We start from the raw sequence: 15166 nt of genomic DNA, 5'->3' as shown, positions 1-15166 counted from the left end.
GCCTCACCTGCATCTGGAACTCCCCACTTATGCCAAAGAAAACCAATGGTTTGCCTCTACGGAGCATTACTTCCAATCTGGTTTTGAGGAGGATTATCAGTTGTTTCCGGAGCAACCGGTAAAACAAGCCAAACCCAGAAAGGCAGAGGCTAAATCAAAGAAAGGACCAGGAACCACTCATTAGGCCTTTTTGTGACTTTCGTCTTAACAGGTGAGAGTCTCCTGAAAGAGGATGCTATACCTTTAGGAACAGAAATCTGAAATACAGCAAGGATGCCGTCGATGTCGAAACAGCCCCTTCAAGCTCCTGACACTCAGGAGCTGGCCACTATCACTGAATACCTGCTCACTGGCGGAACGTTGGCAGAAGCCAACCAGATGAGCGAGAAAGGCCTCGAATCCATTTATTCCCATGGCTACAACCAGTACCAGAATGGTCACTTTGAAGAGGCCGCGAGAATCTTTCAATATCTCTGCTTTTATGATCACTGGAATGCCCGCAACTTTCTTTGCCTGGGTTCCTGTCAGATGATGCTGAAAACCTACGGTCAGGCCATCAAAACCCTGGAATACGCAGCCCGAATGGACATCAGCAATCCACTGGCCAAAGTGTATATGGGTGATTGCTACCTGGCGCTGAAGGAAAGAGGCATTGCTGAAGTGGTGTATAAAAGTGCTTTGAAAGATGCCAGAAAACATCAGTTTACTCATCTGGAGCTAGAAAGAGTCGAGAACTTGCTCCAGACCTTTGAGGACGAAAAGGGAGGGCAGTCCTGATGGTCGATTCAGTTAATCGCAATGGTGCAGTGGTAGTCCCAACGCAGGCAGAAGCGCTTAAGGAAGTTGAGAAGACGAACCAGGTCTCCAGAGGCTTTGACAGCAGTAACTCGATATCCGTCAGAAACGGGGAAGTTCAGGTTGATTGGCCTATTGGTGCTTCAGAGGCTCCCAGCATTCCAGAACCCGATTCAGCAATAACGGGTGAAGTGGGTGACCTCAAAAAGCAGGTAACCCAGCAGACCGCAGCCAAGCTGCGAGGCGAACTTGGAGGGATGTTTGGTCAGAGCCCCGAGTCAGTTACCATCAGCGGCCCAAAGTCAGAGACTCTGGATGTCGGTAAGAGTGTTCAGAATATCGATAGCAAACTGTCAACGATGCAGGAAGCTCCTCCTAATGTCCTGAAAGACATCGGTAATGCCTTAGACCAAATAAAATCAGAGAGTACCAAGGGTACACTGACCTCAGACAAGCTTGAGGAAATACTGGCCCAGATCAATGCCAGCCTGGAAGACAACTCGGTTAAATACGCTGAACAAAAGATTGAGATGGCTTCCCTGGATGCTCAACAGCGACATGATAGTAATATCGAGAAAATTCGGGAACATATTGAGGAGGTCAACGCCAGCGCCGAGGCCGAAGCTAAAGCCAAACCTGAAAATATTTTCCTGAAAGCCCTGTCTTTCCTGTTCCCTCCGGTCATGCTCTGGGAAACCGCGCTGATGATTGACCGGGAGATCAACCCCGGCAAAGACAACTCCCACCTGAGTATCTTTTCCAAAAGTGAAATTAACTCGATGCGACAGGGGATTGGGGAAGCCGATGCCAGCTTTATCAAACATGCAAGCCCCTATTTACCGGCTTTCATGGTAGAGGTTGGCAGCTCTGAACAAACCGATAATCAGCCATCAAATGCTGAGGATTCCAAAAAACCTAAAGAAAGCACTGATCAAGCAGGTGCATCAAAAACAGCCGTCAGTGATGCCACCGAAGGCCTTCAGATTGCCAGCGAAGGTCTGGATCACTTTGAGAGAAGAAAAGCGATGCTCCAGGCTCTTCAGAAACAGGCCGAATCAGAAGAAGCCAAGAAGAAACTTGAGGCAGCCATCAGCGCACTGGAGGGCGGAGACCCGTCTCTGGCAAAAGAAATCCTGGGGGCTCAAGGGCTGGATAGCAGTCTCGGTGACAGTAACAGTCCACCAACCGCTGATAAAAAGCCCAAAGAGGCAAAAGATCTCAAAAGTTTTGTCAGCGATATCTCCGGTGTTCCTGACAAAGCACTCTCTTCCATGAAGGACGCAGCCGGTGAACTAAACCTGATCCAGCGCTTTACGTCCGTGTAAGTAACTGACCACCCTGCCCTTGTCATGAATCAATGGTATTCATAGCGGGGCAGGAAAGGTTTCTAACCACATCCCTTCGGTTTCATCTCATCCCCCGGCTGCAATTCGTGCTATCTAAACGACGCATTTTTTGAAAAAATAGCGCCCCTTCAGACAGAACAGATAACACCAGAACGTCTATGAGTCACGCCTCCCTGCAACAACCTGTGCCCGCCAAGGAACTGTTTTCCTACCCAAAGTATTGGGCAGAATGCTATGGCACAGCGCCTTACCTGCCTATGACACGTGCAGAGATGGATGAGTTAGGCTGGGACTCCTGCGACATCATCATTGTCACAGGGGATGCCTACGTTGATCACCCAAGCTTCGGTATGGCCGTCATTGGTCGCTTTCTGGAATCACAGGGCTTCAGGGTGGGCATTATTGCCCAGCCAGACTGGAGCAACACCAGAGACTTCATACGACTGGGCAAGCCTAACCTGTTCTACGGTGTCACTGGCGGCAACATGGACTCCATGATCAACCGCTACACCGCTGATCTGAAAGTGCGCAATGACGATGCTTATACACCGGATGCCGAGCCGGGCAAACGGCCTGATCGTTCGGTGATTGTTTACAGTCAGCGTTGTAAAGAAGCCTACAACGATGTGCCCGTCGTTATTGGCGGCATTGAGGCCAGCCTGCGCAGGATTGCCCAGTATGATTACTGGAGCAATGAAGTGCGCCGTTCTGTGCTGATGGATTCCACAGCAGATATCCTTCTCTATGGCAACGCTGAGCGAGCTATGGCCGATGTCGCAGACAAACTGGCTGCGGGCATTAACATCAAAGAGATGGACGATATACGCGGAACAGTTGTCGTTAAAAATGCCACACCCGAAGGCTGGACCGAAATCGACTCAACACGTATCGACTGGCCAAGAGATTTGGGATCTTTCGAAGAAGCTTACGGCACTAGTCCTTATGACTATGTGCAGGAAGAAGCCTGCGAGTCCAAAAAAGAGCAGGCGCCGGAAGTTCAGCCTATCCGCATTGTGCCACTTCCGCTGCACCGCAAGACTGACTTTGATGCCAGCAAAAGTTGTATTCGTCTACCGTCGTTTGAAAAAGTGCGTAAAGATCCAGCGCTGTACGCCCATGCCTCCCGTGTATTGCATCAGGAGTCCAACCCCCATAATGCCCGGGTGCTGGTGCAGAAACATGGCAACCGGGAAATCTGGGTAAACCCGCCTCCCATTCCTCTGGAAACGCCGGAGATTGACGGTGTATTCGCTCTGCCCTATCAGCGCAGGCCACACCCTGCCTACGGTGATGCCAACATTCCGGCCTATGACATGATCAAAACATCCGTGAATATCATGCGGGGCTGCTTTGGTGGTTGTACATTTTGTTCCATCACAGAACACGAAGGTCGGGTTATCCAGAGTCGTTCCCAGGCATCCGTTCTGCAGGAACTGGAAGATATCAGGGATAAGGTGCCAGGCTTTACCGGTCAGATTTCTGACCTGGGTGGCCCTACCGCCAACATGTATCACCTGAATTGCAAGAGTGCCGAAATTCAGGCCAGCTGCCGCCGTCTTTCCTGTGTGTTCCCCGGCATTTGCAAAAATCTGGAGACATCACACAAGCAAACGACAGAGCTTTACCGAAAAGCCCGTGCCATTGGGGGCATCAAGAAAATCGCCATTGCTTCGGGTCTTCGTTATGACCTGGCCGTAGAAGATCCGGAGTACGTCCGTGAACTGGTCACACACCACGTCGGTGGGTATCTGAAGATTGCACCGGAGCATACCGAGAAAGGCACTCTGGATCTGATGATGAAACCTGGTATGGGCACCTACGACGCTTTCAAGAAAATGTTCGACAAGTTCTCCAAAGAAGCTGGAAAAAAACAGTACCTCATTCCTTACTTCATTGCCGCTCACCCCGGTTGTGAGGACGAGGATATGATGAACCTGTCACTCTGGCTGAAGCGTCACAAATTCCGTGTCGATCAGGTACAAACCTTCTATCCGTCACCCATGTCGCTGGCAACGGCAATGTACTATTCAGGTCGTAACCCGCTCAAGAAACTCAATTACAAAGGTGACAGACTTTATATTCCCAAAGAGCTGGAACAACGTCGTCTACAAAAAGCTTTCCTGCGTTATCACGATTCCAGAAACTGGGATGTTCTCCGTCATGCCCTGAGAAAGATGAACCGCTCTGAGCTGATTGGCGACGGCCCCAATCAGCTGGTGCCTGCGGAGGAGAAGAGTAAAGACAACCGCCGACCACAAAACAAAAAGCCTGCTGAAAAATTCCAAAAAGCTCGTGGTGGTCAGTGGGATAACCGTGCTCCCCGCAAAAAGCCGGTAGCCCGTAAAAAGTCTTCAGTTAATAAAAGGCCTTCGGCGAATAAAAAACGCCGATAACCCCTGAAAAAAAGCCCCGTAACCTGCGGGGCTTTTTTATTGGCCCACAATTTCTTACACTGCCTGCCAACAGTATAAGGATGATGTGATGAATAGACAGATTGATCAGGAAACTCAGGACAAACTGGACGCAGCTACTTTTCGCCGTCTGCTAAAGCACCTTGATGATCATAAAGAGGTGCAGAATATTGACCTGATGATTCTGGCGAACTTCTGTAGGAACTGTCTGGGCAAATGGTATAAAACAGCTGCTGACGACCTGGGTGTTGAAGTGTCCGACAACGAAGCCAGAGAACGTATCTATGGTATGCCTTATTCCCAGTGGAAAGAAAAGCATCAGCAGCCTGCGTCGGAAGAACAGCTGGCTGCTTTTGAAGCCAGACGAAAGAAGTAGTGCTCTGCACACTGACTTGAACGCTCAATGGACGGCCATAGTGATGCCAACACAGCCATGAGCTTTTCCGAACAGCCTTGAGCTTTCGGAGCAGTCCTTAATAAGAGAGCTGAGTATGAATCGTTTCCCACTACAGATTCACATTCCTAAAGCCAGCCGACTGATTTATGGCTGTATGGGCCTGGGAGGTGAGTGGAACAGTAGCCCTATTTCCGATCAGGACTATACTCTGGCCCATGGTGCCGTCAATGCGGCACTGGAGTGTGGCATTAACTTCTTTGACCATGCTGATATCTACACCATGGGCAAAGCAGAGCAAGCATTCAGCAGTGTGCTAAAAGCGGAACCAAAACTTCGTCAGGATCTGATCATCCAGTCCAAATGTGGCATTCGCTTTGCCGATGACGACAATCCCGGTCGATACGACCTTTCTCCCCAATGGATCGAGTTCAGTGTCAACGGCATTCTCGAAAGGCTGGGTACAGAGTATCTGGATATTCTGTTACTTCATCGCCCTGATCCACTGATGGAGCCCGGTTTAATTGCTGAGGCGTTTACTCGTCTATACGACAGCGGAAAAGTAAGGCACTTTGGTGTTTCCAATATGAACCAGCATCAGATTGCCTATCTATACTCCTGTATCGAACAGCCTTTGATCGCTAACCAGTTGCCTCTGAGTCTTGGTCGTTGTGACTTCGTCGAAGACGGAGTACTGGTCGCCATGACCGAGAGCGCCGATACAGGATTTACACCAGGAATAGTTGACTACTGCCGTAACCATAGCGTTCAGCTTCAGGCTTGGGGCTGTCTGGATCGGGGACTGTTCACCGGTAAAGATATCAGCAACGAACCAGCGTCCGTTCGGACCACTGCAAAACGAGTCGCGGAGATGGCTGAGGAGTATCAGACTTCCAGAGAAGCCATCGTTTTAGCCTGGCTCATGAGGCACCCGGCCAGCATTCAACCTGTTGTTGGCACAACTCATGAAGACCGTATTCGCAGGTGTTCACAGGCGATGGAAGTTAATCTGAGCCGGGAAGACTGGTACAAGCTTTACATCGCCTCCAGAGGGCAGCCTCTGCCTTGATTTGAAGTGGAGCTGTGTTGTGAGCCAGTCGTTCTCGACATCATCGAACAAAAATTAAAAAAACGGGGATGAAGTGATGATGAACCGAAAAGCAACCAGGTATCTGGCTGCCACACTGACAACGGCCATCCTGCTGACAGGCTGCTCAGGTCCCTGGAATAATCCTCATCAGGAAAGTTCTGTTAATCAGAACCAGACTGTCTACTACACTAATTTTCAGCTTCCCCCCCAGCACTTTGATCCGGCTATCTCATACAGTACTGATGAAAGTATGCTGATCGACCAGATATACGAACCTCCCCTTGGTTATCACTTTCTAAAAAGACCTTATGAGCTGGAGCCTCTGGCCGCTGAATCCATGCCGGATGTTCGTTATTTGAACACAAACCGCGAGGAGATCCCCTCAGATAGTCCTGACGTTACCTTCAGCAAATACACCATCACCCTCAAAGAAGGCATTGATTATCAGCCTCACCCGGCGTTCGTCAAAAACAGTGAAGGTGGTTACGTTTACCTCTTTACCGATGAAAGTGAAACCGCAAACTACAGAACTCTTTCCGACTTTGGTCAGACAGCAACTCGGGGGCTGGATGCAGATGACTTTCTCTATCAGATCAAAAGGATTGCCGACCCTCACAATAAAGCACCCTTAATTGGCTTCCTTGCCCAGTATATAGACGGCATGAGTGAACTGACTGCCGAATTAAAAACTGTTGAAAGAGACGGGTGGCTGGATCTTCGTGAATTCAAAATGAGGGGACTGGAAAGAATTGATGAACGGACTTTCTCTATTACTATCAAAGGCATCTACCCCCAGTTTTCCTACTGGCTGGCCATGCACTTTTTTGCCCCCATCCCCTGGGAAGCGGATCGCTTCTATAACAACCCCGGCTTCAAAGACAACAACCTGACTCTGGATTGGTATCCAGTCGGCACAGGTGCCTATATGATGACAAGGAATGACCCTAACAGGGAAATCATTCTGGAACGAAATCCTAACTTCAGGGATGATTTTTATCCCACCGAAGGAGCCCCCGGTGATAAAGAGGCAGGATTGCTTGCTGATGCTGGAGCAAAGGTACCTTTCATAGATAAAGCCATTTACAGTCTGGACAAAGAAGTTTTGCCTATGTGGACCAAATTCCTGCAGGGTTATTACGACCGCTCAGGAGAAAACCACGGCAACGTCACCCAAAACTTTGACCAGGCCTTGACCATCGGGCCAGAGGGAGTGGAGCTTACCGCAGAGATGCAAGGTAGAGAAATCACTCTGTCCCAGGATGTTAAGCCTGCAGTCTACTATATGGGCTTCAATATGCTGGACGATGTCGTGGGTGGTTACTCCACGGAAAAGCAAAAGCTGCGTCAGGCTATCTCCATTGCCTGGAATTCTGAAGAATATATAGAAATATTCCGAAACGGCTCCGCCGTTCCTTTCATGGGGCCCATTCCTCCCGGTATTGAGGGCTCTCTGAAAGGAGAAGCAGGCATCAACACCTACACTCACGACTGGAAAAATGGCAAGGCCGTTCGCAAAAGCATTGAATACGCCAAACAGCTTTTGACTGAAGCTGGCTATCCAAATGGTCGAGATGCCAAAACAGGTAAACCTTTGAAGCTCTATCTGGATGTTCAGGCGCAAGCCACCAGCAAAAGCCTTGAAGACTGGCAAAAACGCCAACTCAAAAAGCTCGGCATTGAGTTAGAGCTCAGAGCGACAGACTGGAATCGCTATAAAGAGAAAATGAGCACAGGTAACCACCAAATGTTCTCCTATGGCTGGTTGGCCGATTACCCTGATCCCGAGAATTTTCTGTTCTTGCTTTATGGCCCTCAAAGCCCTGTCGCCTGTCAATGCGACGGCAACAACAATGCCAACTATGACAATCCTGACTATAACAAGCTTTACAAGCAGATGAAGACTATGCAACCCGGTCTGGAGCGTAATCAGTTAATCGCCGAAATGTTGGATCAGGTTCGTGCCGATGTTCCCTGGTTTACCGGCGAATACCCGAAGGAGTATTACTTGAATAACCAGTGGGTTTCTAATACCAAACGGCATGGCATCTCCAAGGCTACCCTTAAATACCTGAAGATCGATTCAGAAGTGAGAAAACAAAAACAGGCTGAATGGAACCAACCCAATCTTGTTCCTCTGGTGGCGGGCATGAGTATTTTTGTCGCCTTGTTTGTTCCTGCGATTCGCGCCTATAGACGACGACAGAAGCTGGTCATAAATACCGACAAGTAATAAAAGGCTGAAGAATAATTTTCAGGTTTAAGGACGTTCTACCATGCTTGCTTATATTATCAGACGACTGATTTACGCCATTCCTATTCTTATGGGTGTCAATCTGATTACTTTTTTACTTTTCTTTGTGGTGAACACCCCTGACGATATGGCTCGGGCTCAGCTGGGTGATAAATACGTCACTGGCGAAGCCATTGAACTCTGGAAAGAGACGAATGGTTACCACCAGCCCCTGTTCTTCAACGATAAAGAGGAAGGCCTTACAGCACTGACAGAAACCATCTTTTTCAACAAATCCATCAGCCTTTTCACCTTTGACTTTGGACAGTCTGAAAGTGGACGGGATATTACCAGCGATGTTTCCCAGCGCGTGTGGCCCAGCGTCATGTTTGCCCTGCCAACACTCCTTATCGGGCTCTGGGTCAACATCTGCATAGCCCTGTTAGTGGTTATGTTTCGCAATACCGGGCTTGAGAAAGCATTTGTTATCTCTTTCGTTGGCTTGATGTCTGTCTCTTACCTGTTCTACATCATAGGCGGCCAGTATCTGGTCACCCGCTTGTGGAATCTGGTGCCTGTCTCAGGCTTCCAGACCGGGCTTGATTCCTTCAGGTTTCTGGTTCTGCCCGTTGCTATTGGCGTCATTGCTGGTACCGGAGCCGGGGCCCGTCTCTACCGTACACTGTTCCTGGAAGAAGCGGATCAGGACTACGCCCGCACAGCCAGGGCAAAAGGAGTGAGCGAAGTCACCGTACTTTTTAGACACATTCTGCCTAACGCCATGATCCCGATTCTGACCAATATCGTGATTGTCATTCCAATGCTGTTTATGGGCAGTCTGGTGATGGAATCCTTCTTTGGCATCCCGGGTCTGGGCAGTTACATGATTGACGCCCTGAAATCCCAGGACTTCGCCATTGTCAGAACAATGGTGTTCATTGGCTCAGTGCTCTACATCATAGGTCTGATTGCTACTGATATTTCATACACACTGGTCGATCCCCGTGTCAGGCTGAACTAGGAGAGCATCCATGAAACCGGTTATTTTATGGAGTGATGCGTTGCTGTTTATCCTTTTGGCAGCCATGATCACATTCATTGTCAGCATCATTCGCAACAACCAGAGTCGTGAACGCTGGAGTAGAGTTTTTCATTCCCGACTGGGTATGTCCTGCTTTCTGATTATTCTTACCTACATTGTCATTGGTGTCCTGGATTCATTGCATTTTCGCAAGGCGGTCGAACCTGTTGAAGGTCAGGAGCAAACTGAGGTTTATTACTCCAGCCATATAAACAGTGTTCTGGATCTGATGCTGGGGGAAATGGGAGAGGAAAAGGAAAAAACCTATTCAGCGCCTTTCTCACTGAAATCATACTCCAAGGAAAATATGCAAGATGAACAGGGTAATACTTACCGGGCTTATGCGAGCCTGAAACATGCAGGTAAGCATCTGGAATCCCCTGATGACAAACCTTTGGATATTGTCCTGCAATCGTTTCAGGCGCTTCTCATGGGTCTTTTGATCAGTGCCCTTCTGATTGCTCCCCACTCCTATTGGATGACAGGAAAAAACAGCATCTACCCATGGAAAACGGCCTATGTCACCCTGACCATTATTATTTGCTTGCTCAGCTGGATGATTCACATCAGCTCTCTTTATCACATCCTGGGCACAGATAAAGCAGGTAACGATGTTCTTTACCAATGCCTCAAAGGTATTCGCACCGCCATGTTGATTGGCACTCTGGCTACTTTGATCATGATGCCTATTGCGATTTCCCTTGGAATAGCCGCTGGCTACTTCAAAGGTTGGGTAGACGACATTATTCAGTATTTGTATACCACTCTCAGCTCTATTCCAGGCCTTCTGCTGATTGCAGCCTCTGCTCTGCTGTTCCAGATCTGGATTGACCTGAACCCTGATTACTTTGCCACCGGACTTGAAAAAGGTGATGCCAAATTCATCGGCCTATGCTTTATTCTCGGAGTTACCAGCTGGGCCACTCTGTGTCGTCTGCTCAGAGCGGAAACCCTGAAAATCAGTCAACTTGACTATGTTCAGGCTGCCCATGCTTTTGGCGTCAGCCATGCCAGAATCATTACCAAACACATTCTTCCCAATGTCACCCATATCATACTGATCATCTTTGTGCTCGACTTCAGTGGCCTGGTACTAGCCGAGGCAGTTCTGGCCTACATTGGTGTGGGAGTCGACTCTTCCATGCACAGTTGGGGTAACATGATCAGCGCAGGCAGCGCAGAACTCAGTCGGGTACCCGCTGTCTGGTGGAACCTTGCAGGTGCTTTTACCCTGATGTTTGTTTTGGTGCTGGCAGCCAACCTGTTCTCGGACCTTGTTAATGACGCCTTTAACCCCAAAACCAGGTTGGAGGCTGCCTGATATGAGCATTGCTAAATCCCTTAGCGCGACCGTGTCCAAAGCAGCTGAGAGCAAAGAATGGGCATTGCAGGTAACCAACCTTAATGTTGTCCTGAGACATGAACCCGGAACCCGAATTCTGAAAAACGTCAGTTTTCATCTAAATAAAGGTGAAGTCTATGCATTGGTGGGCGAGTCAGGCAGTGGCAAGTCGATGACATCGTTGTCAATCATGCGCCTCTTGCCCGATGCCATGAAAATCACTCAGGGAAACATCTGGCAAAGCGATACCAACCTCTTTGCCCTGACAGAGCAGGAAATGGGTTACGTACGCGGTAAAAAGATCGCCATGATCTTTCAGGATGCATTGACCTCTTTGAATCCAGTTCAAAAAGTAGGTGACCAGATTGCAGAAGCCCTGAAAACACACACCCACCTGACGGGTGACAACATCAGAAAACGCGCCATCCAACTGTTTGAAGAGGTCGGCCTTCCTGATCCCGATAGCCGCATAGACTGGTATCCCCACCAAATGTCCGGTGGTCAGCAGCAGCGAGTCATGATTGCTATGGCCCTTGCCTGTGAACCGGATATTCTGCTGGCAGATGAGCCCACCACAGCTCTGGATGTCACCATTCAAAAGCAGATTCTGGCACTGTTGAAAACGTTGACCATCAGCCGTGATCTGGCGGTATTGTTGATTACCCATGATATGGGCGTCGTACGCGAGACCGCTGACCGTGTTGGCGTTATGTATCAGGGCGAGATCGTTGAGGAGGGCACCTGTGATAACTTTTTCGAAAATCCTCGTGAAGAATACAGCCGTCGTCTGATCAACAGCTTGCCTGACACGGACGCTTACCGCTCTCAGACCGATTCCCCTCCATTGTTGCAGGTCGACAACCTGGGAGTTCACTTCCCCATTCGCAAAGGAATCCTCCAGAGAGTCCACGATTACACCAAAGCCGTTAATGGTATCAGCTTCTCCATCGCTAAAGGTGAAACGCTGGCTCTGGTTGGAGAGTCGGGTTGTGGAAAATCCACCACTGGCCGTGCCATTCTTAATCTGGAAAAAGCGACCAGTGGTGAGATCTGGTATAACCACCAAAAAATTAGCGCTTTCTCCCGCAAGGAGATGTTACCGCTTCGTAAAAAGATCCAGGTGATATTCCAAAGTCCATACTCTTCTTTAAACCCACGTATGACGGTGGGCGATATTATCGAAGAGGGTATGGTTAGTCTGCAGATGGGTCTGAGTAAATCAGAAAGGGAACAACGCGTTAAATCACTTCTTAATAGAGTTCAGCTGGAGCCTGAGCACCGTTATCGATATCCCCACGAGTTCTCTGGTGGTCAACGCCAGCGTATCGCAATCGCCCGGGCGCTTGCAGTTAAGCCTGACCTGATTATTTGCGACGAGCCCACCAGCGCACTGGATGTCTCTATCCGTTCGGAAGTCATGAATCTATTGCTGGAATTGCAGAGAGAGCTGCAAGTTTCTTATCTGTTTATTACTCACGACCTCTCAATCATTCCTCATCTGGCTCACCGGGTTGCGGTGATGCAGGGCGGCAAGATCGTTGAACAAGGCTACACCGAAGATATACTGACCAGACCTCAGCACGACTACACTCGTAAGCTACTCAGTGCCGTTCCAAATGCAAGCTAACTCCCCCGCCCATCGGGTTTTCTTTGGGCGAGGGTTTTGAATCCTTACCACTCCTGAGAGTGCACAGGCGCCAAAAACAGGCCCTACACTCTTTAGACATGAACCTGCCACCATCATAACCCGTGATGCAGGAGACTTAATGCTCACCACCCTGAGGCTGGTTATGAGCTATCGGGGACAGAGTTATAATCATCTTGCTACTATCTGAGAACGATACCTTGCTGAAGTAAGTGGGAGACCAGTTACTTTGCTCGTTTGTTTTCACAGGACCGTAATCCCTGCCATCCACTGACAGGGTAATCATGTACGGTTGCTCATTAGGATAATAAAATCTACCACCCGCAAAAATGGTAAAAGTATAGGTGGGTTGATATACATCGGGACTGTCGAAAGACCAGCCTACACTCCCTTGAGGATACCTTGCATCGGTGGGATGAAGATCGTTATTCACATTCTGGAAGCTGATATTGGTACTGACGGGAAGATAAACACCAGAGTTGATAACGCTATCAATTGTAACAGCCAAGCCACCCACCTTCCTGAAATACCTGAGGGCATTATGTTCAAAGCCTGGAGCAGTGGCACTAAAACCATAACTCATTCCCACCGTTTCATCTCTGAATGTCACTTCTGCTGCGAATGTTGTGGACAGGAAGCCGGAAAGGAGTAAACCAACAGGAATAGCCAGTAAAACTTTCATAACTAAACAAACCTCTTCTGATGTTATAACCCGGAAATATCACGAAGCCGCTTTAACCAGAACCAAGGGCACAGGAAAAACTCTCGGTCAGTGTTTATTCATCTATATAAAAACAAACGCACGTCACTTGTCAGGCTTTTGCCAGCTCATTCGTGGCTAACGACAACATCACATCAATCGGATAGCAGCAGAACGAGAAACCAGACACTTTATGAAATTCCCAGATCAACCCAAAGCTCTAGTATAGATACTCATTTCTGTCGCTGCTTTTTTTGCCAAGAAAAATCTGAAGCTCCTCCCCATCCAGAATTACTATCAGGTAGCTGCGACGGGCAACCTGAATGGCAGGTGCATTTTCGTAACGATCTACGCCAATTACTACAGGACCCGGCTCCTGTAATTCTAAGGCAGCTTCCTTGTCTGACACTCTGCACCCCAACAACATTAGCTTCGTCGTTAAAGATGTCAGCGCCTTACCAACCTCTACACTCATCTATCGCCTACGTATTTGGAGGTTTTTTTACTTTGTGAGGTGGTATGCTGAGTAGACAAAAGATGTGAATTTTTTAGACACGCCAGTTGTCTGTACCTCCACGTCACAACAAAAGAATCACGACAATGAAAACACTGATAAAAACGCTTATGAAAACTCTGGCCATATTATATGGACTGCTCGCAACTTCAGTCGCTATAGCCGCTCCTGACGCAGACCTTTGGCCCTATTGGAAAACACAGAATGCTGATAGCACTAAAACTCTATCTCACCAGGCATGGGATGATTTCCTGAAGAAGTATGTAAAGCAGGACAGTACTGGATTGAATCGCCTGCCCTACGCATCCATTTCTCAGAAAGATAAAGCCTCCCTTGATACCTACATCAATAAGCTGGCAAATACAGCTATACGTCAATACAACCGGGAAGAGCAAAGAGCCTATTGGGTAAACCTCTACAATGCCCTAACGGTTAAAGTTGTCATTGAAGCCATGCCAGTAGAGTCGATTCTGGATATTAAGCTGTCGTCCGGCTTTTTCAGCAAAGGCCCATGGAAGAAAAAGCTACTCACCATTGAGGGAGAGAAAGTGAGCCTTGACGATATTGAACACAGGATACTTCGCCCAATATGGAATGACCCTCTGACGCATTACTCTGTAAACTGTGCATCTGTTGGATGTCCTAATTTGCAAAACTACGCCTTCACTGCTGAGAACATGAAAAAGAACCTGACCCGCGCCGCTTTCGAATTCGTAAATACGTCCAGAGGTGTTGATTTTAACGACGACGGCGAACTGATTGTTTCCAGCATTTACAAATGGTTCAAAGAGGATTTTGGCACAACAGACGAAAAAATTATTGAGCACCTAAGCACTTATGCCAAGCCAGACCTGGCGGATCGTCTCAGTAAAATAGATGAAATTGAGGATGATCAGTACAATTGGAAGCTGAACATTGATAAAAGGCGCGCCCAAAAAGGCACACTCTAACCTTTACATACATCAATTGTCTTGATTACCAGGTGATTCAGCTACTTATCCACAGTTTTCCCTGCTGGAGTAAAATCCTGTCTATCTCCAGGAGCCTGTCGGACTTAAGGCTGTCCTACTGCGGTTGCAACACTGCGACTGGCAAAAAGCCTTCATCGCAACCTTGCAGAAGGTGCAGAGCAGGAAGGGGTAAGCCTGAACCAGCACATAGTCAATATCCTTAGCTACTCTTCAGGTTTTTGCGCTGCCACCAGTGATTGGTGTCATTGAGATTCCATGAGAGCAAAATTCTGCTTGTTTTGGCTGAGGGAGTTGACTTCAGAAAAGCGGGTCAGGCTGTTTTCTGCTGGAATACCTGTATTTTTTCAAGGTCGCTTTTTTCTGCAGTTTGAACGTTATATAAATCCCAGCGAACCTGCAGACTCAACCAGAAGTCTGGTGACATTCCGAAAAAACGGGCTAGCCTCAACGCTGTACTGGGTGTGATCCCACGCTTTTTATTGACCAATTCATTCACTCGCTGATAAGGCACGTGAATGGCGTCCGCTAACTCCCTTTGTGAAATATTCATAGGCATCAGGAACTCTTCCAGCAACATTTCACCGGGATGGGTAGGTGGTCGGTTTTCAGGCACTCTGGTCATCCGTTGCTCCTAGTGGTAATCGGTG

General features: G+C 48.4%; 15 protein-coding genes. 12 read left to right on the top strand and 3 right to left on the bottom strand.

Annotated features, from left to right (window positions below; translation table 11 throughout):
• From KDK17_RS18455 to KDK17_RS18410, 10 genes are all read left to right on the top strand, one after another.
• Positions 1–184: hypothetical protein (locus KDK17_RS18455; protein ID WP_257288756.1), on the top strand; the 184-nt coding region annotated here is incomplete at its 5' end.
• Positions 185–282: 98 nt separating this feature from the next.
• On the top strand, positions 283–777 hold the full coding sequence (locus KDK17_RS18450) for a SycD/LcrH family type III secretion system chaperone (RefSeq protein WP_257280806.1): 495 nt from the start codon (positions 283–285) through the stop codon (positions 775–777).
• The gene (locus tag KDK17_RS18445; protein ID WP_257280805.1) at positions 777–2120 is read left to right on the top strand and encodes a hypothetical protein; all 1344 of its coding nucleotides are present in this window, start codon (positions 777–779) and stop codon (positions 2118–2120) included. The genes KDK17_RS18450 and KDK17_RS18445 overlap by 1 nt, the downstream gene beginning before the upstream one ends.
• Positions 2121–2299: 179 nt before the next feature.
• Positions 2300–4534, top strand: a complete 2235-nt coding sequence (locus KDK17_RS18440) for a YgiQ family radical SAM protein (protein ID WP_257280804.1) — start codon at positions 2300–2302, stop codon at positions 4532–4534.
• An 88-nt stretch (positions 4535–4622) separates the two neighbouring features.
• Positions 4623–4928 carry a DUF1244 domain-containing protein gene (locus KDK17_RS18435; RefSeq protein ID WP_257280803.1) on the top strand — a complete coding sequence of 102 codons (306 nt, stop codon included), beginning with the start codon at positions 4623–4625 and terminating at the stop codon, positions 4926–4928.
• 115 nt (positions 4929–5043) lie between these two features.
• Complete coding sequence (locus KDK17_RS18430; RefSeq protein WP_257280802.1) at positions 5044–6015, top strand: aldo/keto reductase family oxidoreductase; 972 nt, start codon at positions 5044–5046, stop codon at positions 6013–6015.
• Between the two features lie 76 nt (positions 6016–6091).
• Positions 6092–8266, top strand: a complete 2175-nt coding sequence (locus KDK17_RS18425) for an ABC transporter substrate-binding protein (protein WP_257288755.1) — start codon at positions 6092–6094, stop codon at positions 8264–8266.
• A gap of 43 nt (positions 8267–8309) precedes the next feature.
• Entirely contained in the window at positions 8310–9287 is a 978-nt protein-coding gene (locus KDK17_RS18420; protein WP_257280800.1) for an ABC transporter permease, read from the top strand.
• Between the two features lie 10 nt (positions 9288–9297).
• Positions 9298–10668 (top strand): ABC transporter permease, encoded by a 1371-nt coding sequence (locus tag KDK17_RS18415; protein ID WP_257288754.1) that lies wholly within the window; start codon positions 9298–9300, stop codon positions 10666–10668.
• A 1-nt stretch (position 10669) separates the two neighbouring features.
• Positions 10670–12316, top strand: a complete 1647-nt coding sequence (locus KDK17_RS18410; RefSeq protein ID WP_257288753.1) for an ABC transporter ATP-binding protein — start codon at positions 10670–10672, stop codon at positions 12314–12316.
• A gap of 136 nt (positions 12317–12452) precedes the next feature.
• Here KDK17_RS18410 and KDK17_RS18405 read toward each other — a convergent pair whose 3' ends face one another.
• Positions 12453–13016, bottom strand: a complete 564-nt coding sequence (locus KDK17_RS18405) for a hypothetical protein (protein WP_257280795.1) — start codon at positions 13014–13016, stop codon at positions 12453–12455.
• Between the two features lie 238 nt (positions 13017–13254).
• Positions 13255–13509, bottom strand: coding sequence for a hypothetical protein (locus KDK17_RS18400; RefSeq protein WP_257288752.1), 255 nt, complete (start codon positions 13507–13509; stop codon positions 13255–13257).
• Between the two features lie 125 nt (positions 13510–13634).
• Between KDK17_RS18400 and KDK17_RS18395 the strand changes: the two genes are divergently transcribed.
• Together KDK17_RS18395 and KDK17_RS19705 are read left to right on the top strand one after the other, a co-directional pair.
• Positions 13635–14498: a DUF547 domain-containing protein gene (locus KDK17_RS18395; RefSeq protein ID WP_257280793.1), complete on the top strand. Its 864-nt coding sequence runs from the start codon at positions 13635–13637 to the stop codon at positions 14496–14498.
• A gap of 132 nt (positions 14499–14630) precedes the next feature.
• Complete coding sequence (locus KDK17_RS19705) at positions 14631–14768, top strand: toxin-antitoxin system HicB family antitoxin (protein ID WP_373690690.1); 138 nt, start codon at positions 14631–14633, stop codon at positions 14766–14768.
• 61 nt (positions 14769–14829) lie between these two features.
• On the opposite strand, the gene KDK17_RS18390 is transcribed toward KDK17_RS19705, so the two are convergent.
• Positions 14830–15141, bottom strand: coding sequence for a HigA family addiction module antitoxin (locus tag KDK17_RS18390; RefSeq protein ID WP_257288751.1), 312 nt, complete (start codon positions 15139–15141; stop codon positions 14830–14832).
• Positions 15142–15166 lie beyond the last annotated feature (25 nt).

This window comes from Endozoicomonas sp. SESOKO2 (assembly GCF_024606245.1).
Lineage (GTDB): Bacteria > Pseudomonadota > Gammaproteobacteria > Pseudomonadales > Endozoicomonadaceae > Endozoicomonas_A.
Note: the sequence above shows the minus strand (reverse complement) of the source record. Positions and strands in the feature narration are given on the sequence as shown.